At 71.5% G+C, this 23,962-nt stretch carries 24 protein-coding genes; 15 read left to right on the forward strand and 9 right to left on the reverse strand.

The window, feature by feature from the left end:
* Window positions 1-84: 84 nt before the first annotated feature.
* The 4 genes from ptsP (at window position 85) to ACE3QY_RS13415 (ending at window position 5,790) form a co-directional block, all read left to right on the forward strand.
* Window positions 85-1,761, forward strand: coding sequence for a phosphoenolpyruvate--protein phosphotransferase (ptsP, locus tag ACE3QY_RS13400; protein WP_374456520.1), 1,677 nt, complete (start codon window positions 85-87; stop codon window positions 1,759-1,761).
* Window positions 1,762-1,790: 29 nt separating this feature from the next.
* Window positions 1,791-3,527 carry a zinc-binding dehydrogenase gene (locus ACE3QY_RS13405; RefSeq protein ID WP_374456521.1) on the forward strand — a complete coding sequence of 579 codons (1,737 nt, stop codon included), beginning with the start codon at window positions 1,791-1,793 and terminating at the stop codon, window positions 3,525-3,527.
* A gap of 139 nt (window positions 3,528-3,666) precedes the next feature.
* The gene (locus ACE3QY_RS13410) at window positions 3,667-5,187 is read left to right on the forward strand and encodes a PTS mannitol transporter subunit IICB (RefSeq protein WP_374456522.1); all 1,521 of its coding nucleotides are present in this window, start codon (window positions 3,667-3,669) and stop codon (window positions 5,185-5,187) included.
* 168 nt (window positions 5,188-5,355) lie between these two features.
* A complete protein-coding gene (locus tag ACE3QY_RS13415) occupies window positions 5,356-5,790 on the forward strand; it encodes a PTS sugar transporter subunit IIA (RefSeq protein ID WP_374456523.1) in 435 nt (144 codons plus the stop codon).
* A gap of 7 nt (window positions 5,791-5,797) precedes the next feature.
* Here ACE3QY_RS13415 and ACE3QY_RS13420 read toward each other — a convergent pair whose 3' ends face one another.
* Window positions 5,798-7,915 carry a molybdopterin-dependent oxidoreductase gene (locus ACE3QY_RS13420; protein ID WP_374456524.1) on the reverse strand — a complete coding sequence of 706 codons (2,118 nt, stop codon included), beginning with the start codon at window positions 7,913-7,915 and terminating at the stop codon, window positions 5,798-5,800.
* 4 nt (window positions 7,916-7,919) lie between these two features.
* Window positions 7,920-9,002 (reverse strand): class I SAM-dependent methyltransferase, encoded by a 1,083-nt coding sequence (locus ACE3QY_RS13425; protein WP_374456525.1) that lies wholly within the window; start codon window positions 9,000-9,002, stop codon window positions 7,920-7,922.
* Window positions 9,003-9,152: 150 nt separating this feature from the next.
* On the opposite strand from ACE3QY_RS13425, the gene ACE3QY_RS13430 reads away from it, so the two are divergent.
* From ACE3QY_RS13430 to ACE3QY_RS13445, 4 genes are all read left to right on the forward strand, one after another.
* A complete protein-coding gene (locus ACE3QY_RS13430; protein WP_374456526.1) occupies window positions 9,153-9,419 on the forward strand; it encodes a DUF6458 family protein in 267 nt (88 codons plus the stop codon).
* Between the two features lie 164 nt (window positions 9,420-9,583).
* Window positions 9,584-9,859, forward strand: a complete 276-nt coding sequence (gene rpsO, locus ACE3QY_RS13435; protein ID WP_186340976.1) for a 30S ribosomal protein S15 — start codon at window positions 9,584-9,586, stop codon at window positions 9,857-9,859.
* Window positions 9,860-10,119: 260 nt separating this feature from the next.
* Complete coding sequence (locus tag ACE3QY_RS13440) at window positions 10,120-12,357, forward strand: polyribonucleotide nucleotidyltransferase (protein WP_374456527.1); 2,238 nt, start codon at window positions 10,120-10,122, stop codon at window positions 12,355-12,357.
* 85 nt (window positions 12,358-12,442) lie between these two features.
* On the forward strand, window positions 12,443-13,762 hold the full coding sequence (locus ACE3QY_RS13445; protein WP_374456528.1) for a M16 family metallopeptidase: 1,320 nt from the start codon (window positions 12,443-12,445) through the stop codon (window positions 13,760-13,762).
* Window positions 13,763-13,931: 169 nt separating this feature from the next.
* Here ACE3QY_RS13445 and ACE3QY_RS13450 read toward each other — a convergent pair whose 3' ends face one another.
* Complete coding sequence (locus tag ACE3QY_RS13450) at window positions 13,932-14,447, reverse strand: trans-aconitate 2-methyltransferase (protein WP_374456529.1); 516 nt, start codon at window positions 14,445-14,447, stop codon at window positions 13,932-13,934.
* Between the two features lie 114 nt (window positions 14,448-14,561).
* Here ACE3QY_RS13450 and dapB point away from each other — a divergent pair, with 114 nt between their 5' ends.
* Together dapB and ACE3QY_RS13460 are read left to right on the forward strand one after the other, a co-directional pair.
* On the forward strand, window positions 14,562-15,305 hold the full coding sequence (dapB, locus tag ACE3QY_RS13455) for a 4-hydroxy-tetrahydrodipicolinate reductase (RefSeq protein ID WP_374456791.1): 744 nt from the start codon (window positions 14,562-14,564) through the stop codon (window positions 15,303-15,305).
* Window positions 15,306-15,408: 103 nt separating this feature from the next.
* The gene (locus tag ACE3QY_RS13460) at window positions 15,409-17,046 is read left to right on the forward strand and encodes a M4 family metallopeptidase (RefSeq protein WP_374456530.1); all 1,638 of its coding nucleotides are present in this window, start codon (window positions 15,409-15,411) and stop codon (window positions 17,044-17,046) included.
* 23 nt (window positions 17,047-17,069) lie between these two features.
* On the opposite strand, the gene ACE3QY_RS13465 is transcribed toward ACE3QY_RS13460, so the two are convergent.
* The 5 genes from ACE3QY_RS13465 to ACE3QY_RS13485 all read right to left on the reverse strand — a co-directional run bounded on the left by ACE3QY_RS13465 (window position 17,070) and on the right by ACE3QY_RS13485 (window position 19,633).
* Window positions 17,070-17,366 carry an AzlD domain-containing protein gene (locus ACE3QY_RS13465; RefSeq protein WP_374456531.1) on the reverse strand — a complete coding sequence of 99 codons (297 nt, stop codon included), beginning with the start codon at window positions 17,364-17,366 and terminating at the stop codon, window positions 17,070-17,072.
* Window positions 17,366-18,097: an AzlC family ABC transporter permease gene (locus tag ACE3QY_RS13470; RefSeq protein WP_374456532.1), complete on the reverse strand. Its 732-nt coding sequence runs from the start codon at window positions 18,095-18,097 to the stop codon at window positions 17,366-17,368. Before ACE3QY_RS13470 ends, ACE3QY_RS13465 begins: the two co-directional genes overlap by 1 nt.
* Before the next feature lie 22 nt (window positions 18,098-18,119).
* The gene (locus tag ACE3QY_RS13475) at window positions 18,120-18,347 is read right to left on the reverse strand and encodes a hypothetical protein (protein ID WP_374456533.1); all 228 of its coding nucleotides are present in this window, start codon (window positions 18,345-18,347) and stop codon (window positions 18,120-18,122) included.
* Window positions 18,348-18,480: 133 nt separating this feature from the next.
* Window positions 18,481-19,041, reverse strand: a complete 561-nt coding sequence (locus ACE3QY_RS13480) for an N-acetyltransferase family protein (RefSeq protein ID WP_374456534.1) — start codon at window positions 19,039-19,041, stop codon at window positions 18,481-18,483.
* Between the two features lie 10 nt (window positions 19,042-19,051).
* Window positions 19,052-19,633 (reverse strand): DUF3043 domain-containing protein, encoded by a 582-nt coding sequence (locus ACE3QY_RS13485; protein WP_374456535.1) that lies wholly within the window; start codon window positions 19,631-19,633, stop codon window positions 19,052-19,054.
* 181 nt (window positions 19,634-19,814) lie between these two features.
* Between ACE3QY_RS13485 and ACE3QY_RS13490 the strand changes: the two genes are divergently transcribed.
* From ACE3QY_RS13490 to ACE3QY_RS13510, 5 genes are read left to right on the forward strand one after another with little or no spacing between them, the layout of a single operon-like run.
* Window positions 19,815-20,612, forward strand: a complete 798-nt coding sequence (locus ACE3QY_RS13490) for a PspA/IM30 family protein (protein ID WP_374456536.1) — start codon at window positions 19,815-19,817, stop codon at window positions 20,610-20,612.
* Window positions 20,609-20,887, forward strand: a complete 279-nt coding sequence (locus tag ACE3QY_RS13495) for a hypothetical protein (RefSeq protein WP_374456537.1) — start codon at window positions 20,609-20,611, stop codon at window positions 20,885-20,887. Before ACE3QY_RS13490 ends, ACE3QY_RS13495 begins: the two co-directional genes overlap by 4 nt.
* A 19-nt stretch (window positions 20,888-20,906) precedes the next feature.
* Entirely contained in the window at window positions 20,907-21,809 is a 903-nt protein-coding gene (htpX, locus tag ACE3QY_RS13500; protein ID WP_374456538.1) for a zinc metalloprotease HtpX, read from the forward strand.
* Window positions 21,810-21,823: 14 nt separating this feature from the next.
* Window positions 21,824-22,396 carry a hypothetical protein gene (locus ACE3QY_RS13505; RefSeq protein ID WP_374456539.1) on the forward strand — a complete coding sequence of 191 codons (573 nt, stop codon included), beginning with the start codon at window positions 21,824-21,826 and terminating at the stop codon, window positions 22,394-22,396.
* Window positions 22,393-23,568 (forward strand): ATP-binding protein, encoded by a 1,176-nt coding sequence (locus ACE3QY_RS13510; RefSeq protein WP_374456540.1) that lies wholly within the window; start codon window positions 22,393-22,395, stop codon window positions 23,566-23,568. The genes ACE3QY_RS13505 and ACE3QY_RS13510 overlap by 4 nt, the downstream gene beginning before the upstream one ends.
* On the opposite strand, the gene ACE3QY_RS13515 is transcribed toward ACE3QY_RS13510, so the two are convergent.
* Window positions 23,565-23,849 carry a DNA glycosylase AlkZ-like family protein gene (locus ACE3QY_RS13515; RefSeq protein ID WP_374456541.1) on the reverse strand — a complete coding sequence of 95 codons (285 nt, stop codon included), beginning with the start codon at window positions 23,847-23,849 and terminating at the stop codon, window positions 23,565-23,567. The two genes, ACE3QY_RS13510 and ACE3QY_RS13515, sit on opposite strands and share 4 nt — an antisense overlap.
* Window positions 23,850-23,962 lie beyond the last annotated feature (113 nt).

Raw genomic sequence — 23,962 nt, forward strand, 5'->3', positions numbered from 1 at the left:
GGCCCTTTCGGCGCGATCTGTGTATGTGTTGTTTTAGTCCCGAATGTGTTGCTTGTCAACCATGGCGTGTTCTACGGTGTGTCCATGACCACACCCGACACCCTGAGCGGGACCCCGGTCGTTCCGGGGGTCGCCGCCGGCCCCGTCCTCCACGTGCGCGGCGAGGTCTCGCCCGAGGCCATCGCGCGCTACGGCGAGGGGGACTTCGCCGATGCCGACGCCGCCCTGGCGGCGTACGACGAGGCGGCCACCGCGGTCGCCGACACGTTCTCCGAGAAGGCCGCCGCTGCCCAGGGCGCGGCCGCGGAGGTCCTCACCGCGAGCGCAGGCCTCGCCCGTGACAAGGGGCTGCGGTCCGGCGTCGCCAAGAACCTCCAGGCCGGGCAGGGTCCCGTCGCGGCGGTGCAGGGTGCGGTCGAGCAGTTCGTCACGATCTTCACCAACATGGGCGGCCTGATGGCCGAGCGCGTCACCGACCTGCGCGACATCGAGCGCCGGGTCGTCGCGCACCTGGTCGGGGAGCCCGCTCCGGGCGTGCCGACGCCGAGCGTGCCCTCGATCCTCGTGGCCGAGGACCTCGCGCCCAGCGACACCTCCGGGCTCGACCCCGCGCTGGTCACCGCGCTGGTCACCGAGCGCGGCGGCGCGACCAGCCACACCGCGATCATCGCCCGCCAGCTCGGCATCCCCTGCGTGGTCGGGGCGGCCGGCATCACGGCACTCGCCGAGGGCACCTTCGTGGTCGTCGACGGCGAGACCGGCACCATCGAGCAGGGTGCCGACCCCGACGAGGCGCAGGCCCGGGTCGAGGAGAGCCGGCGCCTCCGCGAGGAGCTCGCCGCGTGGACCGGTCCCGCGGCGACGTCCGACGGGATGGCGCTCAAGCTGCTCGCCAACGTCGCCGACGGCGCGTCCGCGGGGAGTGCCGGCACCGAGCCCGTCCAGGGTGTCGGGCTGTTCCGCACCGAGCTGTGCTTCCTCAACCGCAAGGACGAGCCGAGCGTGGAGGAGCAGACCGACATCTACGCCGAGGTGCTCGCGCCCTACTCCGACGGGCGCTACGTCGTGGTGCGCACCCTCGACGCCGGGTCGGACAAGCCGATCGCCTTCGCGACCCACGAGGGCGAGGAGAACCCGGCCCTCGGTGTGCGCGGCCTCCGGCTCAGCTTCGGCAACCCCGGCCTGATGGACCGGCAGCTCGACGCCGTCGCCGCCGCTGCCGAGCGCACCGGCACCGAGACCTGGGTGATGGCGCCGATGGTCGCCACCGTCGCCGAGGCGGCCGACTTCTCCGAGAAGGTGCGCGCCCGCGGGCTGAAGGCGGGCGTGATGGTGGAGATCCCCAGCGCCGCGCTGCTCGCGCACCGGATGCTCGAGGTGACCGACTTCCTCTCCATCGGCACCAACGACCTCACCCAGTACGCCATGGCGGCCGACCGGATGGCCACCGACCTGGCGCACCTCACCGACCCCTGGCAGCCCGCCGTCCTGCAGCTGATCGCGATCACCGCGCACGCCGGCAAGGAGGCCGGCAAGCCCGTCGGGATCTGTGGCGAGGCCGCGGCCGACCCGCTGCTCGCCACGGCGCTCATCGGCATGGGCATCACGTCGCTGTCGATGGCCGCGCGCGCCGTACGTCCCGTGGGCGCCCAGCTGGGTCGCGTCACCTTCGAGACGTGCGAGGCCGCCGCCGAGGCCGCGCTGAGCGCGCCCGACCCGATGGCGGCCCGCGCCGCCGTGCGCGACGTCCTCGGCCACTGAGACCCCACCCACCTCACGACGGAGGAACCATGACATCTGCGTACGACCGCTACCGCGCCGCCGACCTCGACGTGCCCGACCAGGCCTGGGCCTGGCTCCTCCACGGTGCCGGCGAGGACAACATGGGCAAGGACAGCGCCCCCGAGCTGGTCCCGATCCCCGAGCCCGACGCCGACCACATGCTGGTGCGCATCGACAGCGTCGGGCTCTGCTTCTCCGACGTGAAGATCATGCGCCAGGGCGGCAGCCACCCGAAGCTCTACAACCGCGACCTGTCCACGGACCCCACCCGGCTCGGGCACGAGGTGAGCCTCACCGTCATCGAGGTGGGGGACAACCTCAAGGACCGCTACCACGCCGGCCAGCGGCTCGCCGTGCAGCCCGACATCTACCAGGACGGCACGAGCACGGCCTACGGCTACACCATCCCCGGCGGGCTGATCCAGTACCACCTCATGGGTGCGGAGATGCTCGAGACCGACGACGGCGCCTGCCTGCTGCCCCTGCCCGACTCGATGGGGTACGCCGAGGCCTCCACGCTGGAGCCGTGGGGGTGCGTGATGGCCGCCTACACCCAGCGCCGCCGCCTCGAGCCCAAGGCCGGCGGGACGATGTGGATCGTCGGCCGGCCCGGGGACGAGCGCGAGTACGACTTCTCCTCCGGGCTGGATGCTCCGGCCACCATCGTGCTGACGGACGTGCCCGCCTCCGTGGCGACGCTGGTGGAGGGCACCTCGGCCACCGTGGTCGTGCGCGACGGCCTCGGCGCCGACGACTACCAGGCGCTGGTCGACGAGCTGACCGACGGTGCCGGCTTCGACGACATCGTCGTGCTCGACCCGCGGTCCGCGGCGACCGTGGGTGCGGTGGCCACGCACATCGCCCGGCGCGGGACGCTCAACCTGGTGGGCGAGACCGAGCTGGACGGCCTGGTCGACACCGACGTGGGCAGGCTCCACTACGACTACACCGCCTACATCGGCGGCCGGGGTCCCGACATCGCCGCCTCCTACGGGGAGGCGCGCAACCGGTGCGACCTGCGCTCGGAGGGCACGACCGTCTTCGTGGGCGCCGGCGGGCCGATGGGGCTGATGCACGTGCAGCGGGCCATCCAGCAGCCGGGAGGCCCCCGCAAGATCGTCGCCACGGAGGTGAGCGACGAGCGCCTGAAGGCCCTCGAGGACCGGCTGGCCCACCTGGCGGAGAGCAACGGCTGCGAGCTGATCACCTTCAACTCCCAGACCTCCGAGCAGTCCCTCCGCGACTTCGTCCTGGAGCTCACCGACGGCCAGGGGGCCGACGACGTGGTGGTCAGCGTCCCGATCGCCGGGGTGATGGCCGAGGCCGACACCCTGATGCGGTCCGACGGCATGCTGGTCTTCTTCGCCGGCGTCCCCAACGGCACCATGGCGCCGATGAACCTGAGCGCGGTCTACCTCGACAACGCGCAGTACACCGGGACCTCGGGGCTGACCATCCACGACCAGCAGCAGGTCGTGGACCTGGCCACCCAGGGCGCCCTCTCGCCGGGGTCGATCGTCGGCGCCGTCGGCGGCATGCGGGCGGCCAAGGACGGCCTCCAGGCACTGGTGGACGCGACGTACTCCGGCAAGGTCCTCGTCTTCCCGCAGGTCCACGACTTCCCCCTCACCGGTCTCGACGAGCTGGGGGAGACGCTGCCCGAGGTCGCCGCGAAGCTGGGGCCCGGCAACACATGGAACGACGAGGCGGAGCGGGCGTTCCTCGACAGCCAGCTGGGCGGCTAGGCGCCCCCGGTTTCGGGTAAAGCCACACAGTCGGGCACGAAATCGTGCCCGAATGCTTGGCAACATGCCCGTTCGTGCGGTTTAATCCTCGCAACATGTGATCGGGGTCACCCCCGAACGTCTTCTGGAGGACATCGGCATGGCCACAACCACCACCACTCCCGCGGCCAGCTCCGGCGCGCGGGTCCGCGTGCAGAAGTTCGGCACGTTCCTGTCCAACATGGTGATGCCCAACATCGGCGCGTTCATCGCCTGGGGATTCATCACCGCACTCTTCATCGACGTCGGATGGCTGCCGAAGCTCGGGATCGGTGACTCCGAGGACAGCTGGGTCGCCCACATCGGAGGCTGGGGCGACTGGGCCGGCGGCGGCATCGTCGGCCCGATGATCACCTACCTGCTGCCCATCCTCATCGGCTACACGGGCGGCTACAACATCTACAAGACCCGCGGCGGCGTGGTCGGTGCGATCGCGACGATGGGTGCCATCGCCGGTGGCGGCGTGCCGATGTTCATGGGCGCCATGGTCATGGGTCCCCTCGGCGGCTGGTCGATGAAGAAGATCGACGCCATCTGGGACGGCAAGATCAAGCCGGGCTTCGAGATGCTGGTCAACAACTTCTCGGCCGGCATCTGGGGCCTGATCCTCGCCGTCTTCGGCTTCTTCGTGATGGCCAACCTGGTCGAGCGCGTGGCCGGCTGGCTCGGCGACGGCGTCGACTTCCTGGTCAGCAACAACGTGCTGCCGCTGACCTCGGTCATCATCGAGCCCGCCAAGGTGCTGTTCCTCAACAACGCCCTCAACCACGGCGTGCTCACCCCGCTCGGCCTCGACGAGGCGGCCTCGTCCGGCAAGTCGGTGCTGTTCCTGCTCGAGGCCAACCCGGCGGCCGGACTCGGCCTGCTGCTGGCGTACATGTTCTTCGGCAAGGGCATGGCCAAGGCCTCGGCCCCGGGCGCGGCGATCATCCACTTCTTCGGTGGCATCCACGAGATCTACTTCCCCTACGTCCTCATGAAGCCGATCCTGATCATCGCCATGATCGGTGGCGGCATGACGCAGATCTTCGTCAACGTCATCTTCGACACCGGCCTCCGTGCGCCGGCTGCCCCGGGATCGATCATCGCGGTGTACGCCAACACGGCGAGCGGCTCCTACGTCGGTGTCACCCTGTCGGTCATCGCCGGCGCCGCGGTCACCTTCGCGATCGCCGCGGTGCTGCTCAAGCTCGACAAGTCCGAGGACTCCGGTGACGAGCTGGCGACCGCCACCTCGTCGATGGAGTCGATGAAGGGACGTTCCTCGATCGCCTCGTCGGTCCTGGCCGGTGGCGGCGCGGTCGCCGGTGCGGCCACGGCCACGCGGGAGATCCGGAACATCGTCTTCGCCTGCGACGCCGGCATGGGGTCCTCGGCCATGGGCGCCTCGGTGCTCCGCAAGAAGATCCAGGACGCGGGTCACCCGGAGGTGACGGTGGTCAACAAGGCCATCGCCAACCTCGAGGACGACGTGGACCTGGTGGTCACGCACCAGGACCTCACCGACCGGGCGCGGCAGAAGAGCCCGTCGGCGGTCCACGTCTCGGTCGACAACTTCATGGCCAGCCCTCGCTACGACGAGATCGTGACCATGGTCGACGAGAACAATCCCAAGGCCTAGCACCCCCGCAGGCCAGCACCCGGAAACACAGGGCCGGCTCTCCATCCCCGAGGAGAGCCGGTCCTGCCGCACCACCCCAGCCGTGTGGTCTGATGGCCGCACGGCACACCACGCAGGGCTTTCACGCAACCAGACCACGCAAGAGACCACGCAAGGAATGAGGCGGAGATGAGCGACGTACTGAGTCGGGATGCGATCGTGCTGGGCGGCCAGGCCCGCGACCGCGATGCGGCCATCACCGAGGCCGGACAGCTGCTGGTGGCGTCCGGGGCGGTGGACCAGGCCTACGTCGACGCGATGCACGAGCGGGAGACCTCGGTCTCCACGTTCATGGGCAACGGCCTCGCCATCCCGCACGGCACCAACGAGGCGAAGGCGCTGATCCGCCACACCGCCATCTCGTTCATCCGCTACGACGAGCCGATCGACTGGAAGGGCAGCCCGGCGAAGTACGTCGTCGGCATCGCCGGCGCCGGTGACGACCACCTGACCGTGCTGCAGGCGCTGGCCGGTGCGTTCACCGACGACGCCCAGATCGCGGCCCTCGACGCCGCGCAGACCCCCGACGACGTGCTGGCCGTGCTCGGCGACGTCAGCGTCTGAGCGGCACTCAGCAGGCGCTGACCGACACGGGTACGCCGTTGAGCGCGGCGTTGCCCGACACGTCGAGCAGCTCGGGGTCGGTCAGGTCGTTGATGGAGACGCCCGGCAGGTCACGGCTGCGGCTCATCAGCACGCCGTCCTTGTCGTGGCCGTAGCCGTGGGGGAGGGAGACCACGCCGGGCATCAGGTCGTCCGAGGCGGCGACCTCGACCTCGACCGAGCCGATCCGCGAGGTCACCCGGACGCGTGACCCGTCGGAGATCTCGCGGGAGGCGAGGTCTCCGGGGTTCATCAGCAGCTGGTGGCGCGGCCGGCCGCGGGTGAGCCGCTCCGAGTTGTGCATCCACGAGTTGCAGTCCTGCTTGTGCCGCCGCCCGATGAGCAGCAGCTCGTCTCCCATCGGTGCCGGCACCGCGGCCAGGCGGGCCACGTCCTCGACGACGAGAGTGGGCGCGAGGTCGACCCGCTTGCTCCTGGCCGGCAGCCGGGCCGGGAGCTGGCCCGCGCGCAGCGGACCGAGGTCGATGCCCGCGGGCCGGGCGCGGAGCTTGGAGAGCGTGACGCCGCTGTCGCCCCGCCTGAGCAGCTGGCCGATGAGGAAGGTCGGGCTGGCGGTGAGCCGCGCCCGCTGGACCAGGCGCTTCTTCAGCGGTGCCTTGCGGGTGAGCCGCGCGGCGGTGCGCAGGGTGATCTCGCGGAAGATCTGCCAGTCGTGGCGCTGGTCGGCGTCCTTGGCGAACACGGCCGGGGTGAACCGGGCGGTGTTGCGCACGGCCAGGAGGTGGAAGACGACGTCGTAGTGGTCGCGCTCGAGCGCCGTGGTCGGCGGCAGGATCACGTCGGCGTGGCGGGTGGTCTCGTTGACGTAGATGTCGACGGCCGCCATGAAGTCGAGCCCGCGCAGCGCGCTGTCGAGGCGTGCGCCGTCGGGCGTGGAGAGCACCGGGTTGCCCGCGACGGTCAGCATCGCGCGGACCTGCCCCTCTCCGGGCGTCTCGATCTCCTCGCGGAGCGCGGAGACCGGCAGCTCGCCGGCGGTCTCGGGCAGGCCGCGCACCCGCGAGCGCCAGGCGTCGAAGTGCCCCCGACCGATCAGACCGGTGCCGACGGCGTCGATCGCCGGCGTGGTGAACATCGCGCCGCCGACGCGGTCGAGGTTGCCGCTGAGGATGTTGAGGCAGTTGACCGCCCACTGGCACACCGTGCCCCAGGGGCCCGCAGAGACGCCGATCCGGCTGTAGACCACGCCCGCGTCGGCAGCCAGCAGCGCGTAGGCGAGCCGCCGGACCTCCTCGGCGGGCAGGCCGCTCATCGCCTCGGCCCGCTCGGGGGTGAACCCGGCGACCAGGTCGACGACCGTGTCCAGCCCGTCGACGTACGCCGCCACGCTCGGCGTGGTCTCGGTCGTGAGGACGTTCAGCATCGCGAGCAGCACCCACGCGTCGGTGCCCGGGCGCACGAAGTGGTGCTCGTCGGCGACCTTGGCGGTCTCGGTGCGGCGCGGGTCCAGCACGACCATGCGGCCACCGCGCGCCCGGAGGTCGCGCACCCGCTGCGGGAAGTCGGGCACCGTCATCAGCGAGCCGTTGGAGGCCATCGGGTTCGCTCCGATGACCAGGAACCACGACGTGCGGTCGATGTCGGGGATCGGGAGGAAGAGCTGGTGGCCGAACATCAGGTGGGCCACCAGCTGGTGGGGGAGCTGGTCGACGGACGTGGCGGAGTAGCGGTTCCTGGTGCGGAACGACTTGAACATCGCGGTGCCGTGGGTCATCGAGCCGAGGCTGTGGGCGTTGGGGTTGCCGAGGTAGATGCCGAGGGCGTCGTCCCCGTGCTCCTCGATCACCCGCGCGAGGTTGTCGGCGACGAGGTCGAAGGCCTCGTCCCAGCTGATCTCCTGCCACCCCGCGTCGGCTCCCTCGCCGACGCGTCGGACCGGCCGGCGCAACCGGTCAGGGTCGGCGTACACGTCGGCGATGGCCACGCCCTTGGGGCAGATGTGCCCGCGCGACAGCGGGTCGGCGGCGTTTCCGCGGACGGAGACCACGTCGCGCCCCTCGATGGTGAGCTCGAGGCCGCAGATGGCCTCGCACAGGTTGCACACCCCGATGCGCTTCTCCGTCATCGCGTCACGTCCTGGTCAGCCAGAACCCGCCGCCCACCAGGGGCGCGTCGATCGGCGGGAGGAACGGCGTCAGGTGCTCGAGCAGGTGGGGCGAGGTGCCGAGGTGGTGGGTGCCGAGGAGGACCTCGTCGCCGGACGCGCCGCCCGCGAGGTAGCTCATCAGGAGGTACTGCTCGGCGTAGAACCTGTCGCTCCACTCGGCCGGGTAGTCGTGGGGGATGAACGTGTCGTGGAGGCCGTAGATGACGCCGGGTCGCAGGTAGGGCAGCGACTCGGTGAAGAACACGGTGACGTCGGAGTTGGTGAACGACCGGTGGCTGTTGTCGACGAACAACACGTCGCCGGGCCCCAGCCGGTCGAGCAGGTCGAGGTCGATGTCCTCGTAGGGGGACCGGACGACCTCGTCGCACAGCTCGTCGATCTCGGCCCGGGGCTGCGGGTCGATCGAGACGATCCTGGTGTCGAGGCCGTGGTCGCGGATCGCGAGGCGTGCGTACTTGGTGGAGAAGCCCGAGCCCACCTCCATGTAGAGGGAGGGACGCTTCGACGCGATGAGCCCGTAGAGGGTGACGGCATCGAGGGGCGGGAGCCACGGGTTGGACCAGAACGGCAGCAGCGGGTCGACCTCGTCCTCCGACAGCGCTGCGAGGGGGGCGAGCGTCGGCCCCATCTCGCGCAGCAGGTCGGCGACCCGTGCGTCGCTGGCGGCCATGAGCTCGCCGAAGAAGTCCTTGCCCGGTCGACCGAAGGTCCGCGGGCGCGGCGTGACGGGGTAGTCGAACAGCGCGGCTCGTCCCTCGGCCAGGCGGGCCGTGTGGTCCTTGTCGAGCTGCATGTAGTGCTTGAGCGTCACGTGGACGTTGCCCAGGTCGGAGTCGAGCGCCGCCAGCCGGCGCTCGGCGCGCTTCAGCTCCGCGCGCGACGTGCGTGCCTCGGCCCGTGCCTCCGCCAGCGCCGCCTTCGTCCGCTCGAGCCGCCCGGCGAGCCGCTTCGAACGCTCCCGGCTGGTGTCCAGACGCGCCCGGACGCGCGCCACCTCCGCGGTCAGCTCCCGTGTGCGCCGCCCCGGCAGGAACCGGCCCGCCATCCTTCTCGCCCCGTGGATCACGGACCGATCCAACCACGACGGGCGCGCGTGCGGTGGGCACCCGGACGGGGGTTTCGCATCCGGGGGCAGTCAGGCACACTCTGGGCCGCCCGGTCAGCACCGGGCATCCCCGACAGAATGGAGCAAGTCATGGGTTTCGGAGGGCCGATCGGCCTGATCGTGGTGGGCCTGATCCTGTCGTTCGCGTTCACCGAGCAGCAGGTGGGACCGCTCCGGGTGACCGCCCTGGGCTGGATCCTCGTCCTGGCCGGTGCGCTCTGGCTGGTGCTGACGCTCATCCAGCAGAACACGAGCCGTCGGCACACCACCACCGCCACCACGACGGACGCCGAGGGTCGCCAGGCGACCACCCAGCGCACCACCGAGTCGGACCCGCCGCCCCCGCCGGCCGTCTGAGCCCCGTTCTCGCCCGTCGCACGGATTGGGTCGCAGACGGGCTCCTCGATATGCTTTCCCGGTTGTCCGGACGGACGACACGCCGTGCACACGGCCGCGGAACCAGAGTGCCCCGGTGAACAGGCCCGGGCGCGCCGCGCAACGAGAGAACCGAAGGAGCCCCCATGTCGATCGGTACCGACGCGGAGACCAAGAAGAAGATCATCGCCGAGTACGCCCTGACCGAGGGTGACACCGGTTCGCCCGAGGTCCAGATCGCGCTGCTCAGCCACCGCATCTCGCACCTCACCGAGCACCTCAAGCAGCACAAGCACGACCACCACAGCCGTCGTGGCCTGCTGCTGCTGGTCGGCCAGCGCCGCCGCCTTCTCAACTACCTGCAGAAGACCGAGATCGAGCGCTACCGGTCGATCGTCGAGCGCCTCGGCCTCCGACGCTGACCACTGGAGCGGCCTCCCGGACACGGGAGGCCGCTCCGCTCGGTTTCAGGGGTCCCGCCGCGCTAGTGTCGGCCCCGACGCACCACCACAACTGAACACCCGAAGATCCAGGAGCGACCCGCGCACCCGGCTCGGTCCTCGGTAGTGGCCTTCAGGTGCCCCGCCCACGCGGGCGCCTCACCTGCGGGCCTCGATCGAAGACCGGCACCTCATGCGGCGTCGCGGATCGCTCCGCGAAGAGAAAGCAGGATCCTGCTTCCATGAGTGAACCCATCATCTCCGCTGTCGAGACCGTCCTCGACAACGGCAAGTTCGGCCAGCGCACGGTCAAGTTCGAGACCGGCCTGCTGGCCCGTCAGGCGGCCGGCGCCGTCACGGCGTACCTCGACGACGAGACCATGCTGCTCTCGGCGACCACCGCCTCGAAGACCCCGAAGGACCACTTCGACTTCTTCCCGCTCACGATCGACGTCGAGGAGCGGATGTACGCCGTGGGCCAGATCCCCGGCTCCTTCTTCCGGTCCGAGGGCCGCCCGGGCGAGGACGCGATCCTCACCTGCCGCCTCATCGACCGCCCGCTGCGCCCGACCTTCAAGAAGGGCCTGCGCAACGAGGTCCAGGTCGTCATCACCGTGCTGGCGCTCGACGCCAACATGCCCTACGACGTGCTGGCCATCAACGCCGCGTCGATGTCGACCCAGCTCTCCGGCCTGCCGTTCTCCGGCCCGGTCGGCGGCGTGCGCGTCGCGCTGATCGACGGCCAGTGGGTCGCCTTCCCGACCCACGAGCAGCTCGAGTCGGCCGTCTTCGACATGGTCGTCGCCGGCCGCGTCACCGAGACCGGCGACGTCGCGATCATGATGGTCGAGGCCGAGGCCACCGAGGAGACCTACGAGCTCGTCCAGGGCGGCGCCCAGGCGCCGACCGAGGAGGTCGTGGCCGGTGGCCTCGACGCCGCGAAGCCCTTCATCAAGCAGCTGTGCGAGGCGCAGTCGCAGCTGGCCGCCGAGGCTGCCAAGCCGGTGCAGGACTTCCCGGTCTTCCTCGACTACGAGGACGATGTCTACGCCGCCGTCGAGGAGGCCGCCAAGGCCGACCTGACCGCCGCCATGCAGATCGGTGACAAGCAGGAGCGCGAGTCGCGCACCGACGAGCTCAAGGTCGCACTGCTCGAGAAGCTCGCCGGCCAGTTCGAGGGTCGCGAGAAGGAGATCGGCGCAGCGTTCCGCTCGGTCAACAAGTCCGTCGTGCGTGAGCGCGTCCTGCGCGACAAGGTCCGCATCGACGGCCGCGGCCTGGCCGACATCCGCCCGCTGCACGCCGAGGTCAACGTGATCCCGCGCGTCCACGGCTCGGCACTGTTCGAGCGCGGCGAGACCCAGATCCTGGGCGTCACCACCCTCGACATGCTCAAGATGGAGCAGCAGCTCGACACGCTCTCCCCGGAGAAGCACCGCCGCTACATGCACAAGTACGTCTTCCCGCCGTTCTCCACCGGTGAGACCGGCCGCGTGGGCTCGCCCAAGCGTCGCGAGGTCGGCCACGGTGCCCTGGCGCGCCGCGCCCTCCTGCCGGTGCTGCCCTCGCGCGAGGAGTTCCCCTACGCGATCCGCCAGCTCTCAGAGGCCATGGGCTCCAACGGCTCCACCTCGATGGGCTCGGTCTGCGCCTCGACCCTGTCGCTGCTGCAGGCCGGCGTGCCGCTGAAGGCTCCCGTCGCGGGCATCGCGATGGGCCTCATCTCCGGTGAGGTCGACGGCCAGACCCAGTACGTCGCGCTGACCGACATCCTCGGTGCCGAGGACGCGTTCGGCGACATGGACTTCAAGGTCGCCGGCACCCGCGAGTTCGTCACCGCGCTCCAGCTCGACACCAAGCTCGACGGCATCCCCGCCGAGGTGCTGGCCGCCGCGCTGACCCAGGCCCGCGACGCGCGCCTGGCGATCCTCGACGTGATGGGCGAGGCGATCGACGCGCCGGAGGAGATGTCGGTCCACGCGCCGCGCATCATCACCATCCGCGTGCCCGTCGACAAGATCGGCGAGGTCATCGGCCCCAAGGGCAAGGTGATCAACCAGATCCAGGACGACACGGGCGCGACGCTGTCCATCGAGGACGACGGCACGGTCTACATCGGTGCGACCAACGGCGAGGCCGCCGAGGCCGCCAAGGCCGCGGTCAACGCGATCGCCAACCCGACGATGCCCGAGGTCGGCGAGCGCTACCTCGGCACCGTGGTGAAGACGACCAACTTCGGTGCGTTCGTCTCGCTGCTCCCGGGCAAGGACGGCCTGCTGCACATCAGCAAGCTGCGCGCCCTGGCCGGCGGCAAGCGCGTCGAGGCCGTCGAGGACGTCCTGGCCGTCGGCCAGAAGGTCCAGGTCCAGATCGCCGAGATCGACGACCGCGGCAAGCTCTCGCTCGTCCCGGTCGTCGACGAGGCCGAGGGCGGCTCCGAGGAGTCGGCCGAGGCGCCCGAGGCAGCCGACGCCGAGTGACCCTCACCTGAGGCTCCACCCGCGACCGGTCGGCCGTCTGGCCGACCGGTCGCGGTGCTTCACCCCCCAGCAGAAGAAGGACCCCTTGCAGAAGAACGGCACCACCCGGACCCTCCAGACCGTCAAGGACGCCGACGGGGCAGTGACCTCGCGCGTGCGGCGTACGGTCCTGCCGAGCGGGCTGCGGATCGTCACCGAGCAGATGGCCGGCTCGCGGTCGGCGAGCATCGGCGTGTGGGTCAACGTCGGCTCCCGCGACGAGACGCCCGTCCTGCACGGCTGCTCGCACTTCCTCGAGCACCTGCTCTTCAAGGGCACCGCCGAGCGCTCCGCGATGGAGATCTCGGTCGCCCTCGATGCGGTGGGCGGCGAGTTCAACGCCTTCACCACCAAGGAGTACACCGTCTTCCACGCCCGCGTCCTCGACGAGGACCTCGGCACCGCGGTGGACGTGCTCGGCGACATGGTCACCGCGTCGACCATCACCGAGGCCGACGTCGAGGCCGAGCGCGACGTGATCCTCGACGAGATCGCCATGCACGACGACGACCCCGACGACGTGGTGCACAACCTCTTCGCCCACCAGGCGTGGGGCGACAGCCCGCTCGGTCGCCCGATCGCGGGCACCGAGGCGTCGATCACCGCGATGACCCGCGCGCAGATCCACCGCTTCTACCGCCGCCACTACCGTCCCGCCAACATGGTCGTCTCGGTCGCCGGCAACGTCGACCACACCGCGGTCGTGCGGCAGGTGCGCCAGGCCTTCGGCCGCGCCGGCTTCCTCGAGGACGAGGCGGCTCCCGTGTCGCCGCAGCAGACCGAGAAGGCGCGCCGGGTCCAGCCCGGCGAGGCCCGCACCGTCCGCCCGCAGGAGCAGCTCAACCTGGTCCTCGGCGTGAAGGGCCTGACCCGCACCGACCCGCGCCGCTACGCCCTCGGCGTGCTCAACACCGCCCTCGGCGGCGGCACCTCCTCGCGGCTGTTCCAGGAGGTCCGCGAGCTGCGCGGGCTGGCGTACTCCGTCTACTCCTTCGCGACCCACCACGCCGACGCCGGCGTGGTCGGGGTCTCCGTGGGCTGCCTGCCCGGCAAGTACGACGCCGTGCTGGAGACCGTCCGCGGCGAGCTCGCCAAGGTCGCCCAGGGCGGCATCACCGCCGAGGAGCTCGAGCGCGGCAAGGGCCAGCTCAAGGGAGGGCTCGTGCTCGGCCTCGAGGACTCGGGCTCCCGCATGTCGCGCATCGGCAAGGCCGAGCTGGTCTACGACGAGCTGCTCACCATCGACGAGGTCGTGCGCCGCATCGAGGCGGTCACGCTCGAGGACGTCACCGACCTGGCCCGCGAGCTGTTCTCCCAGCCCGAGATCCTCGCGGTCGTCGGTCCGTCCGCCGCGGCCGCTGGTTGAGCAGCGAGCGCAGCGAGCGTGTCGAAACCAAGGCCTCGCGGTCCTGCTGCTTCCCGGCTGACCGGGTTTCGACACGCTCGGTCACGGCCTCGTTCCTCGGCCGTGCTCGCTGCTCAACCACCGATGCTTGGTGACGGTCGTGCTGCCTCGCAGGCTCGGCCGACGGCCGTCACCTGCGCGCGATGAGGCCGATGACCGGGGGAGCCTTCTGCTCGACCACGCTCACCCGGAAGCCGCCGCGCTGGAGGTTCTCGGAGGCCAACTTGACGATGTTGGGCACCAGCTCGGGGCGGCTGGCCTCGTAGAAGAGGTAGACCGCGCCACCGGGCACGACGCGCTCGTGGAGCAGGGCGACCTCGTCGTCGCAGGCACGCACCCAGAACAGGTTCACGTTGAAGGCGAAGACCTTGTTGAGCCGCTTGACCGGGACCCGCAGCGTGGCGAGGTCGATCTGGCGCACGACGAGGCGGCCGGCGTCGACGTACTTCTGGTTGCGGCGCTTGGTGCGGTCGACGCCCGACTCCGAGCGGTCGATGGCGAAGAGCTTGCCCGTCTCGAGCCTCGCGCAGATCGCCTCAGCACCGGCCCCGGGGCCGCAGCCGATCTCCAGGACCTGGTCGCCCGGCTGGACGTCCATGAGGTCGACGGCCCACTTGATGCGCGGCGGGATGGTCGAGAGCGGCATGACCCACAGCCTGCCAGACGGGGGTTCACGAGTCAGCCACCGCCACCCACCGGGTGTCCGACTCGCTAGGTTGGGCGCGTGAGCACAGCAGATGCAGGGTCCAGCGCCGCTCCGATCCGCGTCGGCGTCCTCGGCGCGCGGGGCAAGGTCGGCACCGAGGTGTGCCGGGCCGTCGGGGCGGCGCCCGACACCGAGCTGGTGGCCGAGGTCGACGCCGGCGACGACCTCGCTGCGCTGGTCGACTCCGGCACCCAGGTCGTCGTGGACTTCACCCACCCCGACGTGGTGATGGACAACCTCCGCTTCTGCATCGAGCACGGCATCCACGCCGTGGTCGGCACCACCGGCTTCGACCAGGGGCGCCTCGACCAGCTCGAGGCGTGGCTGGCCGACGCGCCGGGCGTCGGCGTGCTGATCGCCCCCAACTTCTCCATCGGCGCGATCCTGATGATGCGGTTCGCCGCGCAGGCGGCGCCGTTCTTCGAGTCCGTCGAGGTCGTCGAGCTGCACCACCCCGACAAGGCCGACGCCCCGTCCGGGACGGCGCGGCGCACGGCGGAGATGATCGCCGCCGCCCGCCGGGAGGCCGGCAGCGACCCGATGCCCGATGCCACCTCCACCGGCCTCGACGGGGCGCGGGGCGCCGACGTCGAGGGCGTACGTGTGCACGGCCTGCGCGTGCGCGGGCTGGTCGCGCACCAGGAGGTCATCCTGGGCACGGCGGGGGAGACCCTCACCATCCGCCACGACTCCCTCGACCGGGTGTCCTTCACGCCCGGCGTGCTGACCGGCGTGCGCGCGATCGGCGACCGCCCGGGCCTCACCGTCGGGCTCGACGCCTTCCTCGACATCGGCTGACTCGCCGGCGGCAGGACGGGGTAACCCCGGCCGCCCGTCCTCGTTGGACGGGAAGCTGCCGCGGTCCACTCGGGGACGCGGCACGACTCGGGAAGGCTCCACCATGCGCAGAACCGCAGGACTCGCCGCGCTCGCCCTCGCCGCTGCCACCGCAGCAGCGCTGCCGCTCACCACGGCGACGAGCGCCCAGGGCGCCCCCACCTCGGCGCCCGGAACGGCACTCACCGCAGCCCGCGCCGACGGCGTCGCCGCCGCGCTCGCCGCGCTCCGGGCGCACGACGGTGCGGCCCGCGCCACCGACGGCCAGGCGTTCGCCGCCCGGTCCTCCGTGGTCGACCCCGACGGCACCAGCCACGTCCGCTTCGACCGCACCCTCGACGGCCTCCGGGTCCTCGGCGGCGACCTCGTGGTCCACCAGGACGCCGACGGAGGCTGGAAGGGCGCCAGCCAGACGCTCGCCGCGCCGCTGACGCTCGGCACCGAGGCCACGGTCGCCCGCGCCACGGCCACCCGCACCGTGCTGACGCGCAACGCGCGCACCACCGCCGTGCGCGGCGACGCGAAGGCGGAGGCCAGGGAGCTGGTCGTCGACGCGACCGGTGCCACCCCACGCCTGGCCTGGGAAGTCGTCACCGGCGGCACCCAGGCCGACGGCACGCCCTCGCGCCTCGCGACCTACGTCGACGCCCGCACCGGGACGGTCATCCGGAGCGTGCAGCAGATCGTCAACGTCGACGGCCAGGGCCAGACGCTCTACAGCGGCACGGTCCCGCTGCAGGTCAGCGGCTCCGGGTCGTCGTACACGCTCAAGGACGCGACGCGCGGCGGCACCTACACGACCGACATGGCCAACGCGGAGGACTCGCTCTTCTGCCAGATCTTCGGCAGCGGCTGCAAGACGGGCACCACGTTCACCTCGACCACGACCACCTTCGGCAACGGCGCGACCAGCAACCGCGCCTCGGCCGGCGCCGACGCGCAGTACGGCTCCAACGTCACGTGGGACTACTTCAAGGCCGTGCACGGGCGCAACGGCATCTGGAACGACGGTCGCGGCTCCTACAACCGCACCCACTACGGCAACGGCTACGTCAACGCCTTCTGGGACGGCACGAAGATGACCTACGGCGACGGCGACGGGGTCGACTTCGGCCCGCTGGTGTCGCTCGACGTCGCGGGCCACGAGATGACGCACGGCGTCACCGAGAACTCCGCCAACCTCACCTACTCCGGTGAGTCCGGCGGCCTCAACGAGGCGACCTCCGACATCTTCGGCACGCTGGTGGAGTTCCACGCCGCCAACGCCAACGACCCCGCCGACTACCTCATCGGGGAGGAGTTCGACCTGAAGAACCACGTCGGCTTCCGCCGGATGGACCGCCCGTCCTCCGACGGCAGCTCGCTGGACTGCTGGAGCAGCAACGCCAAGAACGTCGACGTGCACTACTCCTCCGGCATCGGCAACCACTTCTTCTACCTGCTGGCCGAGGGCAGCGGGGCCAAGACCATCGGCGGCGTCGCCCACAGCTCGACGACCTGCAACGGCTCGTCGATCACCGGCATCGGCCGCGACGCCGCTGCGAAGATCTGGTACCGCGCGCTGACGGTCTACATGACCTCCAGCACGAGCTACGCCGGTGCCCGCACCGCGACGCTGAACGCCGCCAAGGACCTCTACGGCCAGGGCAGCACGCAGTACGCCACCGTGGCTGCCGCGTGGAGCGCCGTCTCCGTCGCCTGACCCGGGCGCCCTGGCCCGGCTCGTCAGACGAGGCGGGCCAGGGCGGCCACCACCGCGGCCCCGACCACCACGACCAAGAAGGGCATCCGCAGCAGCAGCGCGACGACGGCGAAGCCGAGTCCGAGGACCCGGGCGTCGAGGGTCAGTGACGTGCCGCCTGCGAACACCTGGACGGCCACCAGGGCCGCGAGCAGCGCCACCGGGATCAGGTCGGCGACCCGCTCCACAGTCGGGTGGCTGAGCACCTTCTCCGGCAGCGACATCCCGGCGAGCTTGAGGAGGTAGCAGCCGATCCCGGCCAGCAGGACGGCGGTCCACATCAGCGGTGACCTCCCGCCACGTCGTCGGGGCCGGGGAACTCGGTGGGGTCGTCCCCGCGTGCGAGCACCCCGACGAGCAGGGCGACGCCGCCCGCGGCGAGCACCGGCACCCCGGGTGCGGTGAGCGGCACCATCGAGAGCGCCACCAGCGCGGCCAGGACGCCGACGAGCACGTTGCGGCGGTCCTTCAGCCGCGGCCACAGCAGGGCCAGGAACGCGGCGCCCACGGCGGCGTCGAGCCCGAACGTCCGCGGGTCACCCACCGCCTCGCCGGCGACCGCGCCGATCGCGGTCGCGAGGTTCCAGAGGACGAAGACCGACACACCGGTGGTCAGGAAGGCCAGCCGGGCTGCCGCGGTGCTGTCGCGGTTCACCGACATCGCGGTCGACTCGTCGATGAGGACGTGGGCGGCAGCGAACCGGCGCCAGCCGCGCCACTTCAGCAGCGGCGCCATCCGCAGGCCGTACAGCGTGTTGCGGGTGCCCAGCAGCAGCGCCGTGGCCGCGCCCGACATCGGCGCGCCGCCGGCTGCCACGACCCCCGCGAGGGCGAACTGGCTCGCCCCCGTGAACATCAGCAGTGACAGCACGCACGTCTGGGCCACGCTGAGGCCCGACGCGACCGACACGGCGCCGAAGCCGATGCCGTAGGCGCCGGTGGCCAGCCCGACGGCGAGGCCGTCGCGCACGATCGCCGAGCGCTCGCTCGGCGGCAGGGCGGGCTCGGTCACGCCCCGAGGCTAGTGCGGCACCTCAGTGCGTACGACGGCGGACCCGCACCGTGCGGACGTGCCCCTGGTGGAAGTCGTGGACGAGCGCGAAGGCCGCCGCGATGCCGGCAGCGGCGCCGGCGAGCAGGCCGACGCGGAGGTTGAGCGGGATCTCGGGCATCACGCCGAGCCAGAAGCCGATGCCGACGCAGACCACGAGGGCGGCGAGGACTAGGACGAACCGATGGAGTGCGGGAAGCGGACCGAACATGGCGAAACCCCCGTGGTGGGCCGGCGGAGTAGCCGGCTCATCCATAGTGACGCGCGCCACCCGAAAAACAAGCACCCCAGGGGTGGAGTTCGCCCAGACAGGCGATGGCTCAGGCGATGGCTCAGGCGATGGCTCAGGCGATGGCGGTGTGCAGCCGGACCTGCTTGACGGTGGTGGCGCCCGTCCCGTCGAGGTCGAGCTCACGGTGGGCGGAGTCGGGCGCCCAGCCGGCGTCGGTGAGGAAGGAGCGCAGGGCGTCGTCGCCGGCGTTGACCCAGGTCACCGCGCGGGTGAACCGGTCGGCCGCGAGGGTGTCCACCGCCGCCTGGAGCAGGCGGGATCCGTGGCCCTTGCCGCGCTCCCCGGGCTCGAGGGTGACCTCGGTCAGCTCCCCGTCGGCGACCGGGTCGCAGTCGGGGTCGCTCGCCGGGGAGGTGAGGGCGAAGCCGACGACGCGGTTGCGCTCCAGCGCCACCAGCACGCGGTTGCGCGCGTCGCCCGGCCGGCCCAGCGCCTGGCGCCACTGGGCCGCGACCGCGTCGACATCGGTGGGCAGCAGGTCGGCAGGCAGCAGGCCGGCGTAGAGCTCGGGCCACGCGCGGACCTGGACGGCGGCGATCGCGTCGGCGTCGTCGGCCCATGCCACGCGCACGGACACGTCGGCGGTCGGGCCGCCGGGGTGCTCGTGGGTCATCGGCAGGCGCTCATCGGTAGGTCTCGGGGAGCTTCTCGCCGATCTTGACCTGCGCCTTGGGCAGCCGCAGGAACTTCATCTGCAGCGAGCGCATGGCGGCATAGGCCGTCGCGCCCTTGGTCGACTCGCCGGGGAACCGTCGGGCGAGCTCGCGGCGCAGGCGGACGCGGAGCATCACGATGTCGAAGATGATGACCAGGATCGTCGTGAACAGCACGGTGTTGCCGAGGTTCATCGCGGTCTGGTTGCCGGAGTAGCCCAGGATCATCGACACGACCAGGAGCGGCACCATCAGCTCGATGAAGCTGAACCGGGAGTCGACGTAGTCACGGATGAACCGCCGGACGGGGCCGCGGTCACGCGTGGGGAGGTAGCGGTCGTCGCCGGTCTTCATCGCCTGGCGCATCTTGGCCGCGGTGTCGCCACGGGCCGAGCGCTGGGCGGCCATCTGCTCCTTGCGGGTCCGCGGCACCTTGGCCCGGGCCCGCGCGGCCGCCTCCGCCTCCTTGCGGGTCGGCGTGGGGCGTCCCTTGCCGTCCACCTTGTCGGTGGGGGCGGGGACCTCGGGCTCGGGGGTGGAACGACGGAACAACGCGTGCTGCCTTCACGTGGATCGGATGCTGGGGGCCAGCCTATCGCCGTCGGCCGACGTGGCCACGGTCGCGGCCATGCCCTACCTCCGGTTGGGGTTTGGTCCTAGGGTTGGGGCAACGTTCCGGCCACCCGGACACGCCACACCGACACGTCATGACCAAGAGAGGGTCTGCACCCCGATGAGTCTCATGAAGCGCATCAGCCTGATCTTCCGCTCCAAGGCCAACAAGGCCCTGGACAGGGCGGAGGACCCCCGGGAGACCCTCGACTACAGCTACCAGCGGCAGCTCGAGCTCCTCTCGAAGGTACGCCGCGGCGTCGCCGACGTCGCCACCAGCCGCAAGCGCGTCGAGCTGCAGGTCAACCAGCTCGAGCAGCAGGCGGCCAAGCTCCAGACGCAGGCCGAGAAGGCGATCGGCGCGGGCCGCGAGGACCTCGCGCGCGAGGCGCTGACCCGCAAGTCGGGTCTCGCGTCGCAGATCACCAGCCTCAAGGAGCAGCAGTCCGCGCTCCAGGGCGAGGAGGAGAAGCTGGTCCTGGCCCAGCAGCGGCTGCAGGCCAAGGTCGAGGCCTTCCGCACCCGCAAGGAGACCATCAAGGCCACCTACACGGCCGCGGAGGCCCAGACCCGCATCGGCGAGGCCATGTCCGGCATCGGCGAGGAGATGGGCGACGTCGGCCTGGCCATCCAGCGTGCCGAGGACAAGACCGCGCAGATGCAGGCCCGTGGGCAGGCCATCGACGAGCTGATCGCCTCCGGCGCCCTCGACGACGCCTCGCAGCTCAACGCCGGCGACGACATCTCCCGTGAGCTCGACGCACTGTCGTCCTCCTCCGACGTGGAGGCCGAGCTGGCCCGCCTCAAGGCCGGCGCCGCCGGCTCTCCGCAGGCGATCGAGGCCGGTGACGGCGGCGACATCCTCGAGGCCGAGGAGGAGCCCGTGCAGCGTCCGGCGGGCGAGGGCGGCACGGCATGATCGTCCGCATCCTCGGCGAGGGTCAGTACGACCTCGACGACCACGCGCTCGACGCCCTCAACGGCCTCGACACCCAGATCGAGCAGGCCATCGAGGCCGGCGACGAGGAGATGTTCCGCACGGCGCTGAGCGGCCTGCTGGCCGCCGTGCGCGCCAACGGCACGCACCACGACGTCGACACCCTCGACGAGTCCGACCTGATCCTGCCGCCACCCGACGCGACGATCGACGAGGTCCGCGAGCTCCTGGGCGACGACGGCCTCATCCCGGGCTGAGGGGGCCCACACCTTCCCCATGGCCTCCTCGCGCTTCATCAAGGACAGCGGGCTCACCGCGCGGATGACGCTGACCATGTTCCTGCTCGGCGGGCTCTTCGTCGCGCTGGTCGTCGTGGTCATGACATTCGTTCAGAGCACGGGTGGTGCGGTGCTCGTGGCGGTCATCGCGATCGGCATCGCCTTCTGGCAGTGGTGGAGCTCCGACAAGGTCGCGATGCGCGCGATGCGCGCCCGCGAGGTCTCCCCGGAGGAGGCCCCCGAGCTGCACGGGATGATCGACCGGCTCTGCGCCCTGGCCGACATGCCCAAGCCCCGGGTCGGCGTCGCCGACATGTCGGTGCCCAACGCCTTCGCGACCGGGCGCTCCCCGGACCGGGCCGTGGTCTGCGTGACCACCGGGATCCTCCAGACGCTCGACGCCGAGGAGCTCGAGGCGGTCCTCGCCCACGAGCTCAGCCACGTCGCGCACCGCGACGTGCTCGTGATGACCGTGGCCTCGTCGGCCGGCATCGCCGCCGGCCTGCTGATGCGCTTCGCGCAGTTCGGCGGGATGGGCCGCCGCAACAACAACGGCGCCCTGCCCGCGGTGCTGGTCGCGCTCCTCGTCAGCCTGGTGGTGTACGCCGTCAGCTTCCTGCTGCTGCGCCTGCTCTCGCGCTACCGCGAGCTCTGCGCCGACCGGTCCGGCGCCTACCTGACCATGAAGCCCGCGGCGCTGGCCTCCGCGCTCCAGAAGATCAGCGGTGAGGCCGCCGCGACCCCCCAGCGCGACCTGCGCGCCAACGCCGCCAGCGCGCTGTGCATCGTCCCGGCGTTCAGCGGTGGCCTGAGCGGCCTGATGGCCACCCACCCGCCGCTCCAGCAACGGCTCGAGCAGCTCGCCCGCATCCAGGCCGAGCTGAGCCGGCCGGCGGGCTGAGGGGGGAGCGGTCGATGGGCCTCTGGGAGGCGATGCGCGCGCGGACGCAGCCGAAGCGCAACAACCTCGACGCGTTGTTCCACGTCCCCAGCGCGGCCATCACCCTCCAGACCGCGCTCGGCTTCGAGCCGACGGGCTCCGGCTCGGTCTGCTACCGGTCGGCCGCGGGCGCCGCGTTCGCGCAGACCCAGGACGACGTGGTGGCGCTGATCCGCGACGACGCCGACGCGCCGCAGGTGAGCGTCAGCCGGGACGACTTCGGGTTCACCTGGCTGGTGGTGGCCGGGGACAAGGACGCCGTGTCGGACCTGTGCACCGACCTGCACGCGGTCAACACCACGCTCGAGCTCAACGGCTTCGAGGGTGGCCTGCTGTGCTCGATGGTGCCCTTCCGCAACGCCGCCGGGCAGGCCTTCGGGCTGGTCTACCTCTACAAGCAGGGCACGTTCTACCCGTTCGCGCCCACTGGCGAGCAGTCCCGCGACACGCTGCTCGAGCTGTCCGTTCGTGACCTCTTGGACAAGGAGCTGCCGATGGAGCCCGACACCCAGCGCTGGCTGGCCGTCTGGAAGGCCCCCGGGCTGTGAGCACGGGTGCCGAGCGCGACCGCGCGCTGGCGACGTACGACGTCATCGGCGGCCCGCCGCGCCGCGAGCTGAACGCGCTGGTCGACCTCGCCGCGCAGGTCGCGGGGGTGCCGTTCGCGGCGGTCAACCTGCTGAGCAGCAGGCACCAGCACCAGGTCGCCACCGCGGGGTTCGAGGGTGAGACCACGCCGTGCGACGACTCGATGTGCCGGCAGGTGGTGGAGTCGGGCCAGCCGATCATGCTCGACGACGCCAGCCAGGACCCGCGCTTCGCCGACAACCCGTGGACGACCGGCGAGATCGCCGACGTGAAGTACTACGGCTCCCACCCGCTGCGCACGCCCGACGGCGTCGTCATCGGCACGCTCTGCGTCTTCGACAGCGAGGCCCACCAGGTCACTCCCGAGGCGGCCAGGGGCCTGGCCCAGCTCGCCGACCGTGTGGTCGACGTCCTCGAGCTGGAGCTGGCCTCGCGGCGGCTCAGCGAGGTCAACCTGCGGCTCAGCACCTCCAACGAGCGGCTGGCCAACTTCGCCGGCCAGGTGAGCCACGACCTGAAGAACCCGCTGACCTCCATCTCGCTGTCGCTCGAGGCGCTCGAGCTCGAGGTCACCGATGACTACCAGGTCGACACGGTGGCGCGAGCCCGCCGGGGTGTCGACCGGATGAACGACATGATCGCCAACCTGCTGGAGTTCGCCTCGCAGGGCGACGCGCCCGGTGACGACCGGGTGGACCTCGCGGTGGAGGCCGAGACCGCGCTCGACGACCTCGCGGGCCGCATCGACCGGTCGCTGGTGCGCGTGAATCCACTGCCCGTGGTGCGCGGCGACGCCACGCAGCTGCGCTCGGTGCTGATGAACCTCGTCGACAACGCCGCCAAGTTCACGCTGGTGGGGGAGCAGCCCGACGTGGAGGTCGGGAGCACGCGGCTCGAGGGCGTCCACCGGGTCGAGGTCCGCGACCGCGGGCGGGGCATCCCGGACGACAAGCGCGAGCGCGTCTTCGCCCCGCTGGCCCGGCTCGACAAGACCGTCGAGGGGTCGGGCATCGGGCTCGCCACGTGCCGCCGGATCGTCGAGGCCCACGGCGGCACCATGGGCGTCGACGAGCGCGAGGGCGGCGGCTCGGTGTTCTGGTTCACGCTGCCCGCCGTCGACGGCACCTCCTAGGGCAGCTTCGCCTGCTTCATCTGACGCGAGGCGTAGACGTTGCCGACGACCGTGCCGTCGAGCCAGTCTGTGAGCCGCCTGGCCTCGTGGTCCAGGGCGTCGCGGCCGGCGGGCTCGACGTCGTCGAGGAGCGACAGGCGGACCACGCCCTCGTCGTCCTGCACCCAGCACCCGACGACCCGGCCGTCCCACCACGCGGTGGTGCCGGCGTTGCCGTTGGTGTCGAAGAGGTACGGCACGTGCGCGGGGTCGAGGTAGAAGCCGCGCTGCTTCCAGCCCATCACCGTCGGGGGGGGGGGGGGGGGCCGGGCGGCGCCCCCCCCCCCCCCCCCCGGGGGGGGGGGGGCCCCCCGGCGCCGCCCCCCCGCCCCCCCGCCGGCGCGCGGGGCCAGCC

This window comes from Nocardioides sp. (assembly GCF_041913365.1).
Taxonomy (GTDB): Bacteria; Actinomycetota; Actinomycetes; order Propionibacteriales; family Nocardioidaceae; genus Nocardioides.